This is a genomic window from Nonomuraea sp. GTA35 (assembly GCF_041950525.1).
Classification (GTDB): domain Bacteria; phylum Actinomycetota; class Actinomycetes; order Streptosporangiales; family Streptosporangiaceae; genus Nonomuraea.
On record NZ_JBGNUV010000017.1, the window covers coordinates 78,991 to 98,900 of the forward strand.

General features: G+C 71.6%; 17 protein-coding genes. 7 read left to right on the forward strand and 10 right to left on the reverse strand.

Annotated elements, in window-relative coordinates; genetic code table 11:
- The first annotated feature begins 111 nt into the window (after positions 1-111).
- Both ACBJ32_RS49405 and ACBJ32_RS49410 read left to right on the forward strand, forming a co-directional pair.
- Complete coding sequence (locus tag ACBJ32_RS49405) at positions 112-1,899, forward strand: glycoside hydrolase family 15 protein (protein WP_375132832.1); 1,788 nt, start codon at positions 112-114, stop codon at positions 1,897-1,899.
- Positions 1,900-1,997: 98 nt separating this feature from the next.
- A complete protein-coding gene (locus ACBJ32_RS49410; RefSeq protein ID WP_375132833.1) occupies positions 1,998-3,371 on the forward strand; it encodes a xylan 1,4-beta-xylosidase in 1,374 nt (457 codons plus the stop codon).
- Positions 3,372-3,572: 201 nt separating this feature from the next.
- On the opposite strand, the gene ACBJ32_RS49415 is transcribed toward ACBJ32_RS49410, so the two are convergent.
- From ACBJ32_RS49415 to ACBJ32_RS49430, 4 genes are read right to left on the reverse strand one after another with little or no spacing between them, the layout of a single operon-like run.
- Positions 3,573-3,929 carry a hypothetical protein gene (locus ACBJ32_RS49415; protein WP_375132834.1) on the reverse strand — a complete coding sequence of 119 codons (357 nt, stop codon included), beginning with the start codon at positions 3,927-3,929 and terminating at the stop codon, positions 3,573-3,575.
- Between the two features lie 47 nt (positions 3,930-3,976).
- Positions 3,977-5,113 (reverse strand): mandelate racemase/muconate lactonizing enzyme family protein, encoded by a 1,137-nt coding sequence (locus tag ACBJ32_RS49420; protein WP_357876504.1) that lies wholly within the window; start codon positions 5,111-5,113, stop codon positions 3,977-3,979.
- A complete protein-coding gene (locus ACBJ32_RS49425) occupies positions 5,110-6,015 on the reverse strand; it encodes a dihydrodipicolinate synthase family protein (RefSeq protein WP_375132835.1) in 906 nt (301 codons plus the stop codon). Before ACBJ32_RS49425 ends, ACBJ32_RS49420 begins: the two co-directional genes overlap by 4 nt.
- A gap of 6 nt (positions 6,016-6,021) precedes the next feature.
- The gene (locus tag ACBJ32_RS49430; protein WP_375132836.1) at positions 6,022-7,353 is read right to left on the reverse strand and encodes an MFS transporter; all 1,332 of its coding nucleotides are present in this window, start codon (positions 7,351-7,353) and stop codon (positions 6,022-6,024) included.
- A gap of 278 nt (positions 7,354-7,631) precedes the next feature.
- Between ACBJ32_RS49430 and ACBJ32_RS49435 the strand changes: the two genes are divergently transcribed.
- The 3 genes from ACBJ32_RS49435 to ACBJ32_RS49445 all read left to right on the forward strand — a co-directional run bounded on the left by ACBJ32_RS49435 (position 7,632) and on the right by ACBJ32_RS49445 (position 10,188).
- Positions 7,632-8,300 (forward strand): GntR family transcriptional regulator, encoded by a 669-nt coding sequence (locus ACBJ32_RS49435; RefSeq protein ID WP_357876498.1) that lies wholly within the window; start codon positions 7,632-7,634, stop codon positions 8,298-8,300.
- 82 nt (positions 8,301-8,382) lie between these two features.
- Positions 8,383-9,177, forward strand: a complete 795-nt coding sequence (locus tag ACBJ32_RS49440; RefSeq protein ID WP_375132837.1) for an ion transporter — start codon at positions 8,383-8,385, stop codon at positions 9,175-9,177.
- 48 nt (positions 9,178-9,225) lie between these two features.
- Positions 9,226-10,188 carry a sporulation protein gene (locus ACBJ32_RS49445; protein WP_375132838.1) on the forward strand — a complete coding sequence of 321 codons (963 nt, stop codon included), beginning with the start codon at positions 9,226-9,228 and terminating at the stop codon, positions 10,186-10,188.
- 131 nt (positions 10,189-10,319) lie between these two features.
- Here the strand turns inward: ACBJ32_RS49445 and ACBJ32_RS49450 are convergent, their stop codons facing one another.
- The 4 genes from ACBJ32_RS49450 to ACBJ32_RS49465 all read right to left on the reverse strand — a co-directional run bounded on the left by ACBJ32_RS49450 (position 10,320) and on the right by ACBJ32_RS49465 (position 15,451).
- Positions 10,320-11,498 carry an MFS transporter gene (locus tag ACBJ32_RS49450; protein WP_375132839.1) on the reverse strand — a complete coding sequence of 393 codons (1,179 nt, stop codon included), beginning with the start codon at positions 11,496-11,498 and terminating at the stop codon, positions 10,320-10,322.
- A 100-nt stretch (positions 11,499-11,598) separates the two neighbouring features.
- Positions 11,599-13,401, reverse strand: coding sequence for a DUF2264 domain-containing protein (locus ACBJ32_RS49455; protein WP_375132840.1), 1,803 nt, complete (start codon positions 13,399-13,401; stop codon positions 11,599-11,601).
- Positions 13,402-13,465: 64 nt separating this feature from the next.
- The gene (locus ACBJ32_RS49460; RefSeq protein WP_375132841.1) at positions 13,466-14,944 is read right to left on the reverse strand and encodes an Nramp family divalent metal transporter; all 1,479 of its coding nucleotides are present in this window, start codon (positions 14,942-14,944) and stop codon (positions 13,466-13,468) included.
- A 63-nt stretch (positions 14,945-15,007) separates the two neighbouring features.
- Positions 15,008-15,451 carry a nuclear transport factor 2 family protein gene (locus ACBJ32_RS49465; RefSeq protein ID WP_375132842.1) on the reverse strand — a complete coding sequence of 148 codons (444 nt, stop codon included), beginning with the start codon at positions 15,449-15,451 and terminating at the stop codon, positions 15,008-15,010.
- Between the two features lie 200 nt (positions 15,452-15,651).
- Here ACBJ32_RS49465 and ACBJ32_RS49470 point away from each other — a divergent pair, with 200 nt between their 5' ends.
- Entirely contained in the window at positions 15,652-16,104 is a 453-nt protein-coding gene (locus tag ACBJ32_RS49470; protein ID WP_375132843.1) for a hypothetical protein, read from the forward strand.
- Positions 16,105-16,217: 113 nt separating this feature from the next.
- Here the strand turns inward: ACBJ32_RS49470 and glgC are convergent, their stop codons facing one another.
- Entirely contained in the window at positions 16,218-17,453 is a 1,236-nt protein-coding gene (gene glgC, locus ACBJ32_RS49475) for a glucose-1-phosphate adenylyltransferase (protein ID WP_185103078.1), read from the reverse strand.
- A gap of 158 nt (positions 17,454-17,611) precedes the next feature.
- On the opposite strand from glgC, the gene glgA reads away from it, so the two are divergent.
- Positions 17,612-18,784 (forward strand): glycogen synthase, encoded by a 1,173-nt coding sequence (glgA, locus tag ACBJ32_RS49480; protein ID WP_375132844.1) that lies wholly within the window; start codon positions 17,612-17,614, stop codon positions 18,782-18,784.
- A 70-nt stretch (positions 18,785-18,854) separates the two neighbouring features.
- On the opposite strand, the gene ACBJ32_RS49485 is transcribed toward glgA, so the two are convergent.
- Positions 18,855-19,895, reverse strand: coding sequence for a hypothetical protein (locus tag ACBJ32_RS49485; protein WP_357876480.1), 1,041 nt, complete (start codon positions 19,893-19,895; stop codon positions 18,855-18,857).
- Positions 19,896-19,910 lie beyond the last annotated feature (15 nt).

A 19,910-nucleotide genomic window follows, 5' to 3' on the forward strand; every position in this document is an offset into this window, starting at 1 on the left:
GACCTTCTCACGCTGATCGTCGTCCCGATGCTGCCGCGCCCGCGACTCAGGGACACCCGCCGCGTTCCATCCCGTGGGCCTGGGGCACTAGACGGGCCAGGGGGTGGACCGATGCGGATCGAGGACTACGCGCTGATCGGCGACATGCACACCGCCGCCCTCGTGGGCAGGAACGGCTCCATCGACTGGCTGTGCCTGCCCCGGTTCGACTCGGCGGCCTGCTTCGCCGCGCTGCTCGACGAGCCGCGCGCGGGCCGGTGGCTGCTGGCCCCCGCCGACGGCCGCGCCACGGCCGAGCGCCGCTACCGGGAGGACACGCTGATCCTGGAGACGACGTGGGAGGCGGACGGCGGGTGCGCGCGGGTGCTCGACTTCATGCCGCCGCGCGTCGAGGCGCCCGACGTCGTGCGCATCGTCGAGGGCGTGCGCGGCCGGGTCGAGATGCGTACGGAGCTGGCGCTGCGCTTCGACTACGGCGGCGTCGTGCCCTGGACCCGCCAGGACGGCGGGGAGCTGGCGGCGGTGGCCGGCCCCGACTCGGCCTGGCTGGACGCGCCCGTGCCGCTCGACGAGAGCGCGGGCACCACCACGGCGAGCTTCGCCGTCTCGGCCGGCGACCGGCTGCCGTTCGTGCTGACCTGGCAGCAGTCGTGGCTGCCCCGCCCCGCCAGGGTGGACGCCTTCACCGCGCTGGACGACACCGAGCGCACGTGGACCGGCTGGCTGCGCGACTGCGCGTACCGGGGAGGCCACAGGTACGGCGAGGCCGTGCGGCGCAGCCTGCTCACCCTCAAGGCGCTCACCTACGCGCCCACCGGCGGCCTGGTCGCCGCGCCCACCACGTCGCTGCCCGAGGAGATCGGCGGCACCCGCAACTGGGACTACCGCTACAGCTGGCTGCGCGACGCGTCGTTCACGCTGCGCGCCCTGCTGGGGGCCGGATTCGAGGACGAGGCCAGGGCCTGGCGCGACTGGCTGCTGCGCGCGGTCGCGGGCGACCCGGCCGACCTGCAGATCATGTACACGCTCGACGGCACCCGCCGCATCCCCGAGTGGCGGGCGGACTGGCTGTGCGGGTACGAGGGCTCCCGTCCCGTACGCATCGGCAACGCCGCGTACGCCCAGGTCCAGCTCGACGTCTACGGCGAGGTGCTGGACTGCCTCTACCAGGGCAGGCAGGCCGGCCTCCACCACGACGACGCCGCCTGGGACCTGCAGTGCCGCCTCATGGACTACCTGGAGGGTCACTGGCGCGACCCCGACCACGGCCTGTGGGAGATCCGCGGCCCCCGCCGCCACTTCACCCACTCCAAGATCCTCTCCTGGGTCGCCGCCGACCGCATGGTCCGCACCGCCGAGTCGGGCGACCACGCGGGACCCGCCGACCGGTGGAAGGCGCTGCGCGAGGAGATCCACCGCGAGGTGTGCGAGCACGGCTACGACGCGGAGCACAACACGTTCACCCAGTTCTACGGCTCGCGCGGGGTGGACGCGGCGCTGCTGCTCATCCCCAGGCTCGGCTTCCTGCCGCCGTCCGACCCGCGCGTGCCGGGCACCGTCGAGGCCGTGCGGCGCGAGCTCGGCAGGGACGGCCTGGTGCTGCGCCACCGCCACGACCTGGACAACCTCGACGAGCTCACCGGCGGCGAGGGCACGTTCCTGGCCTGCTCGTTCTGGCTGGCCGACGCGCTGGCGCTGCTCGGCAGGGGCGAGGAGGCGCGCGAGCTGTTCGAGCGGCTGCTGAGCCTGCGCAACGACGTCGGGCTGCTGTCGGAGGAGTACGACACCGCCCACCGCCGCCAGGTCGGCAACTTCCCCCAGGCCTACAGCCACCTGGCCGTCGTCAACACCGCCGCGGCGCTGGACCCTGATTCCGCGGCCTCGAACACTGAACGATAACGATTACCTGTGAAAGTCGTCCCCCAATATGTCCGCCTTAGCCGGTGCATGGAACGCTACGAGCGGCATGCACAGAGTGGGGATCGGGTGAGAATCGGGTGGCAACGACTAGCGGGGGATCGTTCTGGCGCAGGCTCGGCCGGGTGATGGGGGTCACCGCGACGGCCGTGATCATGGCCGGTTGCGGCACCATGGGCGGGACACAGCAGGGACCGCCGGCGCCGCAGCAGACCAGCGCCGCGCCGCAGACGCAGGCCGCGAGCCCGGCGGTGACGCCGCCGAAGGTGGACGAGGGCTGGCCCCGCTGGGGCTTCACGCACACGGGCGTCAGCGCCAACAACGTCACCCGCGAGTTCGAGCAGGTCGTGGCCGGCCGGCTCGCCCGGACGCCGATGCTGCAGAACCAGCACATCATGGGCTTCGGCGCGCTGAACCCCGAGCCGTACCCCGGGCAGTACTTCTGGGAGGACCTCGACAGCCGCATGAACGTCATGCGGCAGTCCAAGGCCACACCGGTGATCACGCTCTGCTGCGCGCCCGACTGGATGAAGGGCGGCCCCGAGGGCCCCACGGCGGACTCCGCCTGGGCCGAGCACCTGGAGGACGCGCCGTACCCCGAGTTCTTCGACGAGTTCGCCAAGCTGTCGGCGACGGTCGCCCAGCGGTACAAGGACGTCAAGTACTTCATGGTGTGGAACGAGTTCAAGGGCTTCTGGAAGGACCACTCCAAGCCCGCGGACTACAAGGGCTACACCGAGATGTACAACAAGGTCTACGACGCCGTGAAGAAGGTCCGGCCCGACGCCCAGATCGGCGGCCCGTACCTCGGCTTCGACAGCAACGCCGGCGGCGACACGGAGCTGCGCGGCGACTGGGGTGTCGTCAACCAGAACGTGCTCGACGCCTTCAACTACTGGTTCGAGAACAAGAAGGGCGCGGACTTCATCGTCGTGGACGGCGCCTCCGTCACCGACGCGCACGAGCTGCTGCCTGACGAGTTCGGCGCGGTGGCCAAGTTCGCCGACATCACCAAGTGGCTGCGGGAGAAGACCGGCGACATGCCGATCTGGTGGTCGGAGTGGTACTACGAGCCCGAGGACGGCAGCACGAACTGGGCGGAGCCCAAGCGCTTGGCCGTGCAGGCCGCCTCCATGATCGCGTTCGTGACCAGCGGCGCCGCCACCGCGCTGTACTGGAACCCGCAGGCCAAGCAGGGCGCGTGCCGGGGCTGCCTGTGGGACCCCAAGAGCGGGTCGGAGACGAAGACGGGGCAGCTCCTGGAAAACTTCGTCACGTGGTTCCCCGCCGGTGCGCAGCTCGACGACGTCACCTCCTCCGAGCCCAAGGTCAAGGTGCTGGCCCAGCCGGAGCAGCTCCTGCTGGTCAACACCACCGACGGCGACGTCACCACGACCGTGGACGGCAAGGAGTACACGCTCAAGGCGTACGAGATCAAGTGGAGCGGCCGCTGACCGTCCCGCACCGGGGGAGCGGCCGTCAGCCTGCTGCTGACCGGACCCGGGACGAGCCGCGGTCCTTCACACGGTTTTTCGGGTGATCTTCCTAGGCTGTCCCCGCAAGTCCGGCTTCGGGGGAAGGAAGCGTGCGGCCATGCCCGACAGGTCCATCCGGCTCGTGGCGGGCGCGGAGCGGGTCGCCGGCGGCGTGACCGTCTACAGCCTGCGGGGCAGGGGGATCCGGCCGCTGCCCGGCCAGTTCTGCCACCTGCATACCACGACCATGGAGCGGTCGCACCCCTTCAGCGTGGTGCGGGCGCAGGACGGCGAGCTGGTGTTCGCGGTGAAGGACGCGGGCCCGTTCACCGCACGCCTGCGCGCGCTGCCCGTGGGGGCGACGGTGCTGGTGGCGGGCGGGACCGGCACCTCGGCCCCCGCTACCGCCCCGCGCACCCCGGCGGGGAACGCCTCACCGCCGCCCGCATCACCCGCGACGCTCCCGGGGACGCCGCGTACTTCGTCTGCGGCGGCCCCGGGTTCGTGGCGGGGATGGTCAAGGAGTTGCGGGCGCACGGCGTCCCGGCGGGCCGGCTGTTCAGCGAGCGCTTCGAATGGTGAGCTCAGACGTAACCGGTCGAGCCGTCCGGCCGGATCGGCAGCACGCGCTCCCAGCGCACGTAGTCGTCGGTGCCCAGCACCGACTCGTCGATCTCCACCCCCCAGCCAGGCCGGTCGGGCCGCAGCTCCAGGTACCCGTCCACCGGCAGGTACGGGTCCGGGCACCAGGTGGTCTCGCACGGCTTGTACTCGACCAGCTTGAGCCCGTGGTGCGCGGCCGCGAAGTGCACGTTCACGGCCGTCGCCAGCGGTCCCATCGGGTTGTGCGGGGCCACGCTGGCGTAGTGCGCCTCCGCGATCGTGGCGATCCTGCGCATCTGCGCCAGCCCGCCGACCACGCACACGTCCGGCTGCACGATGTCGGCCCCGCCCGCCGTAAGCAGGGCCAGGAAGTCCTGCGGCAGGAACAGCGACTCGCCGGTGGCCAGCGGCACGTCGAGCTGTGAGCGCAGGTGCCCCCAGGCCGGGATGTACTCGGGTCTGATCGGCTCCTCGAACCACAGCGGGTCGTACGGGGCCAGCGCGTTGCCGAGCTGGATCGCCTGGCGCGGCTCGAAGATGCGGGCGTGCGCCTCGAAGGCGAACTCCCACTCCGTCGGGTGGATCGAGCGGATCTCGGCGAAGTAGCCGGCCGCCTCCTTGACCACGTTGCCCCAGCGGCCCGCGTACAGGTCGCGGCGGTACGGGCTGAGCTTGAAGGCGGTGAAGCCGTACCGCTCGTGCAGCTCCTGGGTGAGGTCGCGGCAGGCGGGCGGGTCCGGCGCGGTGTAGACGCCGCAGTAGACGGGCACGCGGTCGCGGACGTTGCCGCCGAGCAACATGTAGACCGGCAGCCCCGCCGCCTTGCCCGAGATGTCCCACAGCGCCTGGTCGATGGCCGCGATGGCGGCCAGCCCGATCGCGCCCGGCGGGAACCGCGCCTCCTGCAGCAGGCGCCGCACGACGTACTCCACCCGCCGCGGGTCCACGCCCTCGATCTGCTGGAACATGTACTCCAGGACGGGGATCAGCGCGTGGTCGGGCCCGTGGTTGTACGCCTCGCCCCAGCCGGACACCCCCTCGTCGGTCTCCACCTTCACCAGCAGCCGCGGGCGGACGTCCACCCGCTGCATGTACGTACGCAACGCGGTGATCTTCATGCTGCTCCCTCCTGCCAGGTGGCCAGGATCGCAGCCACCTCCTCCCGTACGGCGGCCGGCAGCGCCCGGCTCGGCGGGCGCACGTCGCGGCGGCACAGCCCGAGCTGCGCCAGGGCCTCCTTGACCACCGCCACGTTGTCGGCCGAGGAGTCCGCGCCGCGCAGCTCCTCGAACCGCCTGATCAGCTCCCACACCCGCATCGCGGCGGCGTACTCGCCGGCCCGCAGCGCGTCGCGCATGCGCAGCGTCAGCTCCGGCGCCGCGGTGACCAGCCCGGAGGTGAAGCCGCGGGCGCCGACCGCCCAGTACGCCGGCGTGTACGGTTCCGCCAGCCCGCACAACCACGCGAACCGCTCCAGCCCGGCATCCCGCGCCACCGACGCGAACCTCACCGGATCGGGCACCGCGTACTTGACGCCGACCACGTTCGGGCACGCCTCGCCCAGCCGCGCCACCTCCTCGCCGGTGATCCGCGGGCTGCGGATGTAGGGCACCACGCCCAGGTCGGGCACGGCCTCGGCGATCTGCCGGTGGTAGTCCACCCAGCCCTCGGCCGCCACGTACGGGTGCACCGGCTGGTGCACCATCACCGCGCGGGCGCCGTGGTCGCGCGCGTGCCGGGCGGCCTCGGCCGCCGAGAACGCGTCCAGCCCGACCCCGGCCAGCACGATCGCGCCGTCACCGGCCGCCGCCACCGTGGACTCCAGGACGCGGCGCCGCTCGTCCGGCGTCAGCGCGTAGAACTCGCCGGTGTTGCCGTTGGGTGTGATCACCTTCACGCCCGCGACGACCAGCCGGCGCACCAGCGCGGCGTTCGCGTCGAGGTCGACGGCGCCGCCCGCGTCGAAGGGCGTCACGGTGACGGCCGCCACGTCGTTCAGGATCTCGGTCAGGGACTGCACCTCTGCTCAACCTCTGCTCTCTGCGGGGATGTTCTCGTTCAGCGGCCGGACCTTCACCACGAAGCCGTAGATCAGCGTGCCCAGGATGGCCATCACCCCGGCGAACAGCATCGGCCCCGTGTACGAGTTGCCGCTCATCGTCAGGAAGAACCCGATGAGGATCGGGCTGATGATGTTGCCGATCTGCGAGCCGAAGTTCTGGAAGCCGGCGACCGAGCCGACCACCGAGGGGGCGGGGGCGACCTCGGCGGGCAGGCTGAGGATGGCGGCGCCGGCGAAGGAGTGGGCGCAGTTGCTGATCGACAGCAGCACCAGCACGGCCACGTTCCCGTCCACGAACGTGGTCAGCGCGATCGTCGAGGCCAGCAGCATGCCGGTGATGATGGGCAGCTTGCGGGCGCGGGAGATGGGCACGCCGCGGCGTACCAGCCAGTCGGAGAACGCGCCGCCCGCGATCGTGGCGCCCACCGCCAGCAGCGACGGGATCGAGCCGAACACGCCCAGCTCCAGGATCGTGAAGCCGCGGTCCTCGACCAGGTAGCTCGGGTACCACGTGAGGAAGAACGCGCCGGTCGCCGAGCGGCAGATGTAGCCGAGCACCAGCCCCCAGACGGTGGGGTAGCGCAGCAGCTCCACCCAGCGCATCCGCGGCCCGCTCTCGGGCACGGCGGCGTCGCCGCCCTCGATGTAGTCGAGCTCGGCCTGGGAGATGCGGGGATGCTCCCGGGGCGAGCGGTAGATCATCCACCAGCCGATCACCCAGACCAGGCCGGCCAGGCCGATCACGACGAACGCCGCGCGCCACCCGAAGGCGGCGATCAGCGCGGTGACCACCGGCACGGACAGGGCCACGCCGACCTGCTGCCCGGTGTCGAACAGGCTGGAGGCCAGCGCCCGCTCCCTGCGCGGGAACCAGGTGGCGACCACCTTGATGTTGGCCGGCTGCACGGGGGCCTCGCCGATGCCGAGGCCGAGCCGGGCCACCAGCAGCGTGCCGACGCCGTGGGCCAGGGCCGTCGCGGCCGTCCACAGCGACCACCACACGACGGCGATCGGGTAGATGAGGCGGGGGCCGAAGCGGTCGAGCAGCCACCCGGAGGGGAGCTGGAAGATCGCGTACGTCCAGAAGAACGAGCTGAGCAGGATCCCTTTCGTGGTCTGGTCGAAGCCCAGGTCGTCCTGCATGTAGGTGCTGGCGACGCTGAGGGCGGAGCGGTCGAGGTAGGCGATGGTCAGGCCGAGGCCCGACAGCGTGATGATCGTCCAGCGGAGCCGGGACCGTGCGCGTCGCGCGGTCGCGGGCACGGTCGGGGCGGGTGTTGCGGAGTTAGACTGCATTCGAGCTCCAGGCTGCAGGTCAGTGCAGTGGCCACGCCGGACCGCCGGCTCGCGAGCCCGCCGGCCGCCGCGCCAACGGCGTCCTGACGGGGATCCGTCCGGTCCGGGTGTGCGATGAACGGAGCCGTCTTCGCCGGTGTGGTCCGTGGCCGCGGGCCACACCGGACGGCTCGGGTTACGGGCCTCCTCAGGTGAGTTTTCTTCAAGTCCTAATTCACGCGACTGTAACGCAAGACAGCGGTCATATACGAGATGCGATGTACGATATCTTTCATCTCATGAGTGAGGTCATGGCGTCCCCGGTCTTCTCCGGCCAGCCCAAGTCGCTGTCCTCGCGGGGCACGGTCGTCCTGGAGGCGATCAAGCACGCGATCCTGACCGGCGCGCTCCCGCCCGGCCGCCAGCTCGTCGAGACCGAGCTCGCCCAGCAGCTCGGCGTGTCGAAGACACCCGTGCGCGAGGCGCTCAAGACGCTGGCGGGCGCCGGCCTGGTGACGATGAGCGAGTACAAGGGCGCCACCGTGCGCACGGTGGACGACGCGCTGATGGAGTGGGTCTACGACCTGCGCCTGCTGCTGGAGCCCGAGGCCGTCACCCGCACGGTCGAGCGCGGGGCCGACCTGGGCGCGGCCGCCGAGGCCCTGCGCCGCGCCGACACCGCCGCCGACCGCGCCGACCGCAGCCTGGCCAACCGCGACTTCCACCGCGCCCTCTACGCGGGCTGCGGCAACCCGCTGCTCGTCAGCACCCTCGACTCGCTGCGCGACCAGACCGCGCTGATCTCCGCGGCGGCCTGGGGGCGCGTGCCCACCTGGGAGGCGGAGGCCGACGAGCACCGCGAGATCCTGCGGGCCGCCGAGTCGGGCTCCGCCGCCGAGGCCGCGCGGCTGCTGCGCGCGCACGTGTGCCGGTTCGTCGAGCGGGTCAGGGAGAGCGGCGGCCTGTGATCCGCATCTCAGCCTGATCTTTGCCGGGGGCCGGGGCCCGGCGCGTCCCTACGATGATCAACGATCATTCGGAGGGAGTTCGTTGTCTGGGCAAGAACGCGTTCGGGCCATCCTGGAGAGCCGTCTCGTGCAGCGGGCGGTCATCCTGGTCATCGTCGTCAACGCGATCACCATCGGCTGCGAGACCAGCGCGTACCTGATGCAGCGGGCCGGCGGCCTGCTGCACGCCATCGACCGGGTCGCGCTGGCCGTCTTCACCGTGGAGCTGGCCGCCCGCCTGTACGCCTACCGCAGGGCGTTCTTCAAGGACCCCTGGAACTGGTTCGACGCGATCATCGTCGTCGTCGCGCTCATCCCGGCCTCCGGCCCCACGTCCGTGCTGCGCGCCCTGCGCATCCTGCGGGCGCTGCGGCTGGTCTCGGCCGTGCCCAGCATGCGCCGCGTGGTCGGCGCGCTGCTGGCCGCCGTGCCCGGCATGGCCTCCATCATCGGGCTGCTGGTGCTGATGATCTACATCGCGGCGGTCATCGCCACCAAGCTGTTCGGCGACATCGTGCCCGAGCGCTTCGACGAGCTGCCGCGCTCGCTGTTCACGCTGTTCCAGATCATGACCGGGGACGACTGGGGGAACGTCGCCCAGGAGGTCATGGAGGAGAAGCCGTGGGCGTGGCTCTTCTTCATCGTCTACATCCTCATGTCCACGTTCGTGGCGCTGAACCTGTTCATCGCGGTCGTGGTCAACGCCATGAACGAGGAGGGCGAGGCCCCGCCGGAGCTCGAATCGGTCAAACAGGAGCTCGCCGCGGTGAACGCCAAGCTGGACCAGCTTCTTGTGCGTGAGCGCCAGGAGGAACTCCACCCCGCGGCCGATCGTTGACGCGGGCGTCACACGTTCCGATCTTCGTTCGACAGGAGAACAAGAGCCGTGGTCTTCAAGAGGATGCTGGGTGCGCTCGGGGTCGGCGCGCCATCGGTGGACACCGTCCTGTCCACGCCGCGTACCCGGCCGGGCGGCACGCTGGAAGGAGAGGTGCGGCTCAAGGGCGGCGACTTCGACGCCGAGATCGAGCACATCACCCTCGGCCTGGTGGCGCGGGTGGAGATCGAGCACGGGGGCGGTGAGGCCGCCGGGCTGAGCGAGTTCGGCAGCCACCGCGTCTCCGGTCCCTTCACCCTCCGCAAGGGCGAGGAGCGTACCGTCGACTTCCGCATCCCGGTTCCGTGGGAGGCCCCGATCAGCGAGATCGCCGGCCAGCCGCTCCGGGGCATGGCCGTGGGCGTGCGTACCGAGCTGGCCATCGCCAAGGCCGTCGACAAGGGCGACCTCGACATGGTGGCGGTGGAGCCGCTGCCCTCGCAGTTGCGGATCCTGGAGTCGTTCCTGCAGCTCGGCTTCGCCTTCAAGTCGGCCGACCTGGAGGCGGGACACCTGCGCGGGGTGCGGCAGGAGCTGCCGTTCTACCAGGAGATCGAGTTCTACCCGACCGGGCAGTACGCGGGGCGGGTGGGCGAGGTGGAGGTCACCTTCGTCGCCGACCCGCAGGGGCTGGAGGTGGTGCTGGAGGCCGACAAGCGCACCGGCCGCTACTCCTCGGGTGACGCCATCGGCCGCTTCCACGTCAGCCACGAGGACGCGCTGCGTGCGGACTGGGCGAGCGATCTGGGGCGCTGGCTCGACAGCCTCTCCCAGTACGGCGGCCACCACCACGGCAGCCACGGCCACTACGGCCACCACGACGAGCACCACGGGCGTCACGGCGGGTCCGGGATGGGCATGGTCGTCGCCGCCGGCGCGGCGGGCGTGGTGGGCGGCCTCGTGGCCGGTGAAGTGGTCGAGGAGGTCGTGGAGGAGTTCTTCGAGGGCGGTGACGAGGGCGGCGACTGGTAACCCCCGCCGCTGATCCGGTTCCCGGCCGCGACCCGACCGTGGCCGGGAGCGCCGGGCTGCGGAGGCGCCCGTGGCCGGGAGCGCTGGATTGCGGAGGCGCCGGTGGCCGCGAGGGGCGGGTTTCGAGGTGGTCAGCCGTCCACGGGCAGGCGGCGGGCGGCCACGCCGGCCCACCCCAGGCCGAGCGCCGTGACCATGAGCACCCCCGCCGCTCCCGCCCCGGCCGCCACCAGCCCCGCCGCCCCCGGCAGGAGGAGCTGTCCGGTCCGGTTGCCGACCAGGCGGAGCGACATCGCGCGCCCGCGCAGCCCGGGCGGCGCCGACTCGGCCAGCCACGACATCGTCATCGGCTGCCCCACCCCCAGCCCGAACCCCAGGACGACCAGCACGGGCACCAGCAGCCACAGCGGCATCGGCAGGGGAGTGACGAGCAGGGCCGCGGCTGCCGCGACCGTGCCGGCGACCAGCAGCCTGCGCCGCCCCAGCGCCCGCGACAGCCGGCCGAGGAAGAAGCGCGACACCATGGAGGCCAGGCCGCGGATGGTCAGCAGCAGGCCGATCGTGCCCGCGGTGAGGCCGTGCTCGGTGCCGAGCGCCGGCAGGTAGACGAGCGTGATGTCCACGGCCGCCAGCACGACGCAGCTCGTGACCAGGGCGTGCGCGAGACCGGGGCGGCGCAGCAGGGAACGCATGCCGCCGGCCGCCTCCCGGTCCGCGGCCTCCGGGCGGGGGCTGCGGGGCAGCGGCGCCGACAGCGCGACGAGCAGCACCGCCAGGCCGCACGACCACAGGAAGATCTGCCCGGTGTCGGGGATCGCCTGGTCGCCGCCGAACGCGGAGATCAGCACCGGCCCGGCCGCCTGCCCCAGCGAGGCCGCGAACGTGTAGCGGCCGAACGCGGTGTCGTGGCCGCCGCGCCCGGTGGTGTTGGCCACCAGCGCCTGCTGGGCGATCACGCAGCCGAGATGTCCCGTGCCGAGCAGGATCCCCGCCGCGATCAGCCCGGGCACCGTGTCGCCGAGGGCCAGGAACGCGGCCCCGGCCGCGGTGAGCGTGAGCGCCCCCGCCACGGCCATGCGGCGCTCGCCGTACCGGTCGGCGGCGTGCCCGGCGGGCAGCGCCAGCAGCAGCGGGGCGATGGCGAAGCTCGCGCCGAGCACGCCGAGCCACGCCGCGGGCACGTCCAGCTCGATCGCCCGGTACGACATCGTGGGCCGCAGCACGAACGTCACGATCTGCGTGGTGGCCGAGTGGGCCAGCAGCACCGCCATCGCGTAACGCCGGTTCCCCCTGGCTGCTGGTTCGCCCATTTTCGTCCCGTCTTGCCGGAAAATGCTCGTTATAACTTACAACAGACGAAGATCGGGTCAGGCGGAGCGTGGCAGGCGGGCGCCCGATCGGGCCCGGAGATCACTTCGACAGGCCCGAGAACGTCTCGGGAAGGTCGTCGATCGTCCCGTCCGGCCAGGTGATCTTGCGGTCGTCGATCGCCGGCGGCTGCTCGCCGTCGCCGAGCAGGAGCGCGGCGGCGTACCAGCGGCCGGGCTCCGCCTCGCCGGGCGTCGCGCACCACGGGACCAGCGTGCGCTCGCCCAGCGGGGTGGCCGCCACCTCCGTGCCCGACTCGCTCAGCCCTGCACCTCCTGACACCCGCGTGGCTGGGCCGCTCTCGGGCGCGGGCCAGCCGCCCACCCGCAGCCTGCCCGCCTGCCCGGTCAGCCGGGCCAGCCGCACCTCCCACGCCCCGCGCACGACCGACACGACCTCCACCTCGGGCCCGTGCCGCATCGGCGCGCCCGCCCTGGAGTAGCCGTGGTCGGGACCCGGACCCTGCTCGCCCCAGTGCGCCCGCCAGCGCGACGAGCCGACCAGCGTCCCGGACGGCAGCGCGCGCACGGGACCGGCGGTGAACCCGGTCCTGTGACTGGCGCGCCCCTCCTCGTCCAGGACCACCACGGACTGGTCCAGCGGGTCGCCCGCCGCCAGCGGGAACGTGGCCGTCGAGTAGCCCAGCCGCGCGTACAGCGGCGCGTCGGCCAGGTCGGAGCCCGGGTACGAGTGGTCGGTGCCGTGGTTGACCACGCGGACGACGCCGTCCGCCCGGGTGCCGCTGACCAGCCAGCCGGGGGCCCGCACGACGCGGGTGAAGTCGCCCCGCTCCACCGGCAGCGGCTCCTCCACGGCCGTCCACACCGGATGATCGGCCGGCAGCGAGAGCCCGAACAGGCCCTTCGCGGCCCAGTACGGCGAGCCGGGCCCGGAGTAGTCCTGCGCGATCGCCCGGTAGGGGCCGTGCCACCCGAGGGTGAGTATCCCGTCCTCGTCGGGCGCGCCGTGCTCGGCGAAGTGCCGCGCGATGCCGGAGGCGGCCCGGCGCAGCAGCCCGGGCGAGCCGACCCCGGCCCTGGCGCCGACCCAGAACGGCGTGGCGGCGGCGAAGCGGTAGGCCAGGCTGCGGCCCTGGATCAGCGGCGAGCCGTCGGCGCCGACCAGGTGCACGGCGTCGTCCAGGAACCGTTCGAGGCGCGCCAGGTGACGCGGGTCCGGCGCGAGGCCCGCCATCTCGCTCCACAGCAGCGGGTAGAAGTGCAGCGCCCAGCCGGCGTAGTGGTCGTAGGCGCGCTCGGAGCCGTCGGCGTACCAGCCGTCCTCGCGTTCGAAGCTCTCGGCCAGGGCCAGCCCGGCGTCGATGTCCTCCTGCGCGTACGGTCCGCCGACCGAGGCCAGGAACTGCTCCACGACGATCTGGAACCACACCCAGTTGATCGGCGGGTAGCCGGAGCCGACCGCCGGAGCGAGGTAGTCGACCACCTGCTCCCGCACGAGCGGCGGCAGCCGGTCCCACAGCCACGGCCTGGTCAGGTGCAGGACCAGCGCGATGGAGGCGGCCTCCACCTTGGCCTGGCCGTGCTCGTCCAGGCGGACCCAGCGGTCGGGGTGGTGCGGGTCGGTGCCGGCGGCCAGGCCGTCCGCGTACCACTCCATCAGGCCCAGCGGGTCGCGCCCGCCCTCGCCCGCGACCCGGAACCCGGCCGCGAGGAACGTGCGCGCGAAGCCCTCCAGCGCGTCGACGTCGGGGCCGTAGCCGCCGGGCTCGCCGGGGAAGCTGACGCGCGCGTGGGAGGGGGAGGCGTGGCGGCGTGCCGACAGGAGCAGGCGGTCGGCCAGATCGGCCCAGTGCTCCCTGGTCCAGCCCGTGTAGGGGGAGATCATCCCGCCACGGAAGCATGCCAGGGCCGCGTGCCACAAGTGGACCCTGAGCGCTGGGGGGTGGGAGCTAGAACGTCACCAGCGGGTCCCCCACGAAGTCGGCGATGAAGTTGACGAAGAAGAACCCGAAGAACAGGAAGTTGAGCACCAGGATGACGTAGTGCCAGGGCCGCGGGCGGGCGGGGCGCGGCAGCTTGCTGTTCAGGTACATCAGCAGGAACGGGTAGATCAGCGCCCCCAGGTTCGACATGTTCGCCGACCATTCGACCAGCCCCACCGGCAGCGACTGGAAGATGACGATCGAGATGACGACGAGCAGCAGGAGCATGAACGGGTAGTAGAAGCGCCGCGGGTCGCCCTCGATCAGCCTGCGCAGCCGCGGGCTGGTGGCGTTGGCGGCGTCGGTCGTCACCCGCACCATGGCCTCGAAGATGCCGAGCTGCGTCGAGAACAGGATCAGCACTCCCACCACGAGCGCGACGTAGAAGGCCGCCCGCCCGTACTCGTCGCCGAGCGCGCTGGCCACGAACGTGGGCACGTTCGCCCGCGTGGGCCGCTCGCCCGACATCGTGACGGCCTGCGACATGAGGATGGTGGGCAGCAGCATGCCGAGGATGGCGCCGACGAAGAACACGCCCCACATGTCCACCATGAGCAGCCGGTACCAGCGCCGCCACAGGCCGCGGTTGAGCTCGTCGTCGGGGAAGGTGACGCCGCTGGCCAGGATCGCGCGCCGCTCGCCGCGCAGCCCCGAGATGTAGCCGACGCGGTGCCCCATGCCGTAGCCCTTGTCGCGGTAGTGCCCCATGACGTACCAGTTCAGGCCGGAGGCCAGCGCGGTGAACCCGGCCAGGGCGCCGAGCTGGGTGGCGGTGATCCCGGCGGGCGGGGCGGCCGGGGTGACGAAGCCGCGGATGCCCTCCCACCACTGGCTGAACGGCACCACGAGCAGGTCCACGGCCAGCAGGGCGAGCAGGATCGTGCTGACCATCACCCAGTTCGCCAGCTCCAGCGCGCGGCTGACGCGGCGGGCGGCGGCGGTGATGAGGAACACCAGCACCAGCAGGCCGATGGCCCAGAACCGCGGCTCGGCGTCGTCGGCGGCCGGCGGGACGCCGTGCACCAGCGCGTACACGCCCTGCCCCGCCGACGCGGCCCAGCCGCCCGCGATGAACGCGAAGATCACGATGAGGACGGACAGCGGCACCCACAACATCCACCCCGGCGGCACCCGCCCCCAGCCGACCACGGGCGTCTCGCCGGTCGCGAGGACGTAGCGGGAGCATTCGACGTTGTAGAAGGTCTGCAGCAGCGCCGAGACCAGGATGACCCAGCCGACGCCGACGAATCCGTACTGCCCCACGTTGAGAGGGCCCAGCAGCCACTCGCCGCTGCCGATCGAGATGCCCAGGGCGATCAGGCTCGGGCCGACGGCGTACTTGAACAGTTCCTTGGGGCCGATTCTGGAGACCTTGAAGACCTCCTCCGGCGTGGGCAGGTCGGCGACTTCGAGATCGGGACGGCTGACTCCGAGCGGGTGCGACATGTCACTGCCTCCTGTGGCCCCCAGGGTGATCCCGAAGGGCGAAGGCATCAAGACCCAAAAGCGTCAGGCGTACTGGAGATCGGCCTTGACGATGCGCCCGTCCCCGACCGTGAAATCGTAGTGCGCCCGCCAGCCGCCGGATCCGCCGGGAGCCCAGTGGACGAGCAGCTTCTGCCCGTCCGCACGCCGCTCGGCGATCGACAGGACCCGCAACGTCCCGCCGATCACCTCGTTGCCGGCCCACTCCCTGATGGCGTCGTGCCCCTCGATGCTCCGGCCGACGTCGACGATCTCGGCGTCCGGGGCGAAGGAGGCGACCAGGGCGTCCAGGTCGCGGGCGTTCACCGCGTCCACGTACGCCTGCGCCGCCCGGTCCACGCCGGCGACCGGGCCGGAGGTCCCCGCCGGCGGCGACGGGTAGGCCGGCGCAGGGGAGGTCGTGCCCGGCTCGGGCGGCGCGCCACAGGCGGCCGCCGCGAGGAACGGGACGAGCGCGAGCAGAGCCATTCGACGTGAGTGTTTCCGCATGGCCCCGATCATGCGGCTGCGTCGGGGATCACGTCCAAGACCTGCTGTCATAACCGGTGGCTATGGCGCATCGGTGCGACAAAGCGACGAGATGTTCCGGGCGTGGCGTTACGCGACATTACGGGGAGCGCTACGTACAGTCAGAATCGATGTCACGACCGTGACTACAGGGGGAGATCATGAAGAAAGCGCTCATAGCGGCAGGTGGCGCGCTTGCCACCGCCGCCGCACTCGTCGTGCTGGCCACGCCGGCCAACGCCGTCCCGGCCTACTGCAACCTGAGCGTGGGCGACGCCACGCGCACGATGAGCATCGACGTCTGGGGCGTCTATGTCGGCAAGCGCGACGCCGACGCGTGCGAGAGCGACCACGGCCTGGCCCACGACAAGAACGTCAAGGTGGAGGCCGACAAGTGGAGCCACGACAAGTGGACCCACGACAACGGCAACACCTATGACAACGGCAACACCTACGACAACGGCAACAGCTGGGACAACGGCCACTGGGGTCACCAGGGCCACGGTCACAGCACCAACTGGGCCTCGCCGAACTGGGGCAACCGGGGCTGGAACCTCGGCGCCACCTGGGGCTCGCGCGGCTACGGCTGGCCGGCCTCGCCTTACCGCTTCTGAGCCGAGGCCGGCCCTGACCGGCTTCGCGACTTAGTCCGGCGTGGTCCCGGGGCACTTCATGTGGCCCGGGACCTTGTCATGCCCCCTGACGCCCCCCGGCGGGGGGCCGCCGCTCATCGATCGACGATCTCGTTCTTCCCGATCACCACGACCCCGCCCCTGGTCAGCGCGAACCGCGTGCGGTCGTAGTCGAGGTCGAACCCGATCCGCGCCCCGTCGGGGATCACCACGTTCTTGTCGATGATCGCCTTGCGCACGATCGCGCCCCGCCCGACCTTGACGTTCTCCATCAGCACGGAGTCCTCCACCAGCGAGTGCGAGTGGAGCACCACCTTGGGCGACAGGATCGACCTGATCGCCGTGCCGCCGGAGACGATCACGCCGGGGGACACCAGCGAGTCGATCGCCCGGCCCACCCGGTCGCCGTCGTTGTGCACGAACTTGGCCGGAGGCAGCGGGTCGTGCCCGGTGAAGATCGGCCACTTGTCGTTGTAGAGGTTGAAGATCGGGTGCGCCGAGATGAGGTCCATGTGGGCCTCGTAGTACGCGTCCAGGGTCCCCACGTCACGCCAGTAGCCGCGGTCGCGCTCGCTGGAGCCGGGCACGATGTTGTTGGCGAAGTCGTACACGTCGGCGCCGCCCGACTTGACCAGCATGGGGATGATGTTGCCGCCGAGGTCGTGCTTGCTGGTCGGGTCGAGCGCGTCCTCACGCAGTGCGTCGATCATCGACTGCGTCTTGAACACGTAGTTGCCCATCGAGGCGAACACCTCGTCGGGCGAGTCGGCCAGCCCCACCGCGTCCTTGGGCTTCTCCCTGAAGGCCACGATCCGGCGTCCCTCGGGGTCGGTCTCGATCACGCCGAACTGGTCGGCCAGCGACAGCGGCTGCCTGATGGCCGCCACCGTCACGTCGGCGCCGGAGTCCTCGTGCTGCTCGACCATCTGCCGCGGATCCATGCGGTAGATGTGGTCGGCGCCGAACACGATCACGTGCTCGGGCATCTCGTCGTAGATCAGGTTCAGGTTCTGGAACAGCGCGTCCGCGGAGCCGGAGAACCAGCGCGGCCCGAGCCGCTGCTGCGCGGGCACCGGCGTGACGTAGTTGCCCAGCATCGCCGACAGCCGCCAGGTCCGCGAGACATGCCGGTCGAGGCTGTGGTTCTTGTACTGCGTCAGCACGACGATCTTCAGGAAGCCGCCGTTGGCGAGGTTGGACAGCACGAAATCGATGAGCCGGTACATCCCGCCGAACGGCACCGCCGGTTTCGCCCGATCCGCCGTGAGCGGCATGAGCCTCTTGCCCTCTCCACCTGCCAGCACGACCGCAAGCACCCTCCGGGACCTCATGCCCAGGACGCTACCCTCAAATGGCCGATCTATCGACGAAACCCCGCACCGTGAGCTCCTTTCTTGTCCGGTTTTGGGATTCAATGTACGAACCGGGCTTGCCGACCTTGGGCTTGCCGATGTGTTTTTCTTGCCTGGACCGCCCTTAAGGTCGTCTCATGCGTGTTGATCTGCTCAGCCGTGAGTATCCGCCCGAGGTGTACGGCGGGGCCGGGGTGCACATGGAGTACCTGGCCCGGGAGCTGAGGAAGCTCGCCGACGTACGCGTGCGCTGCTTCGGGGCCGACCGCGCCGAGCCGGGCGTCTCGGCCTACCGGGTGCCCGGCGGGCTGGCGAGCGCCAACGCCGCGCTGCAGGTCCTCGGTGTGGATCTGGAGATGGCCGCCGCCTGCGAGGGCGCCGACGTCGTGCACTCCCACACGTGGTACGCCAACTTCGCCGGCCACGTCGCGAAGCTGCTGCACGGCGTGCCCCACGTGATCACCACGCACAGCCTGGAGCCGCTGCGCCCGTGGAAGGCCGAGCAGCTCGGCGGCGGCTACGCGATCTCGTCGTGGGCCGAGCGCACGGCCCTGGCCGCCGCCGACGCGGTCGTGGCGGTCTCGGCGGGCATGCGCCGCGACGTGCTGGCCGCCTACCCGGAGATCCCGCCGGAGAAGGTCACCGTCATCCACAACGGCATCGACACCGCCCAGTACGTTCCCGACCCGGGCACCGACGTGCTGGAGAAGCACGGCGTGGACCCGGCCAGGCCGTACGTCGTCTTCGTCGGCCGCATCACCCGCCAGAAGGGCCTGGTCCACCTCCTGCACGCGGCGCGCTCCTTCGACCCGGCGGCGCAGCTCGTGCTGTGCGCGGGCGCCCCCGACACGCCGGAGATCGCCGCGGAGGTGACCGAGCTGGTGCGCGGGCTCGACCGCGACGGCGTCCTCTGGATCCAGGAGATGCTGCCCAAGCCCGAGGTGATCCAGCTCCTGACGCACGCCACGGTGTTCGTGTGCCCGTCGGTGTACGAGCCCATGGGCATCGTCAACCTGGAGGCGATGGCCTGCGAGACCGCGGTGGTGGCGACGGCGACCGGCGGCATCCCCGAGGTGGTCGCCGACGGGGAGACCGGCCTGCTGGTGCCGATCTCCCAGGGCCCCGACGGCACCCCGCACGACCCGGAGCGCTTCGCCTCCGACCTGGCCGAGCGGGTCAACGCCCTGCTGGGGGATCCGGCGCGGGCGCGTGCCATGGGGGAGGCGGGCCGGGCCCGCGCGATCGAGCACTTCTCCTGGGCCCGCATCGCCGAGCGCACGGTGGACCTCTACGCCTCGCTGGGCGCCTGACCTCCGACGCCTCCACCGCCTCGCCTCCCGTACGTCAGCCCAGATCTCTGAGGCTGGCCTGGGCTGAGCGTCAGACCAGGCCCCTGCGGCTGGCCTGGGCGCCCGCCTGGAAGCGGGTCTCGGCGTTGAGCTCGTCGAGCAGGTGCCGCAGGCGGCGGCGGAGGCTGCGCGGGCTGGTGCCGAGCTGCCGGGCGATGGCGTCGTCCTTGAGCCCGGCCGCCAGCAGCGCCAGCAGCCTGCGGTCCTCCAGGCCCAGGCCCGCGCCGGGATCGCCCTCCGGGCCGAGCTCCGGCGATCCCTGCGACCACAGCTCGGGGCGCACCGGCAACGCCTCCCGCCACAGCCGCTCGAACAGCTCCACCAGGGCCACCACCATGGTGGAGCCCCTGATCAGCACGCCGCGCGTCAGCGGCGGGTCCATGTGCAGCGGCATGACCGCCCGCGACCGGTCGACCAGCGCCATCTTGAACGGCAGCCACGGCAGGATCCGGGCCTCCTCGCCCGCCCTGATCAGGCTGCCCACCTCGTCGAGCGCCCCCGCGTGCTCGAAGGCCTCGGGCACGTAGATGGTGCGGTAGCGCACGCCGTTGCGCAGCAGGTCGGTCTGCAGCGGGTTGTGGTAGTCCAGCACGTACGGGGGCCGGTCGAAGGTCAGCACCTCCTCCTTGGCCTCCTGCTGCAGCCTGACGTACCAGCGCGCCTGCTCCTCGGGCCCGGCCAGCACCTCGAACTGGTCGCCTCCCTCGGGGTCGGTGCCGACGTCGCGGAAGGCCGCCTCCAGCTCATCGGCCGTGTCGGTGAGCCGGTCCAGCTCGCTCTGCATGTCGCGGACCAGCGAGCGGATCGCGGTGCCCGGGTTCGTCGCCGTCCAGCGGGGCGAGCGCCCCCACAGGCGGCTCACCAGGCCCTTGACGCGGAGCCTGCTCAGCGACGACTGGATGCGCCCCGCGCTCTCGCCGCTCCGCATGACGAGCTCCTGCACCGTGATCCCGGGGCACGCCAGCACACTTCGGTAGATCCGCTCGTCGAACGCGCTGATACCGACGATCTCCAGCGCGCGGCCGTCCTCCTGCACGTGCTCGATCTTGGCCGTTTCCGGCAGTTGCCGCAATAGGCCACCAACGCC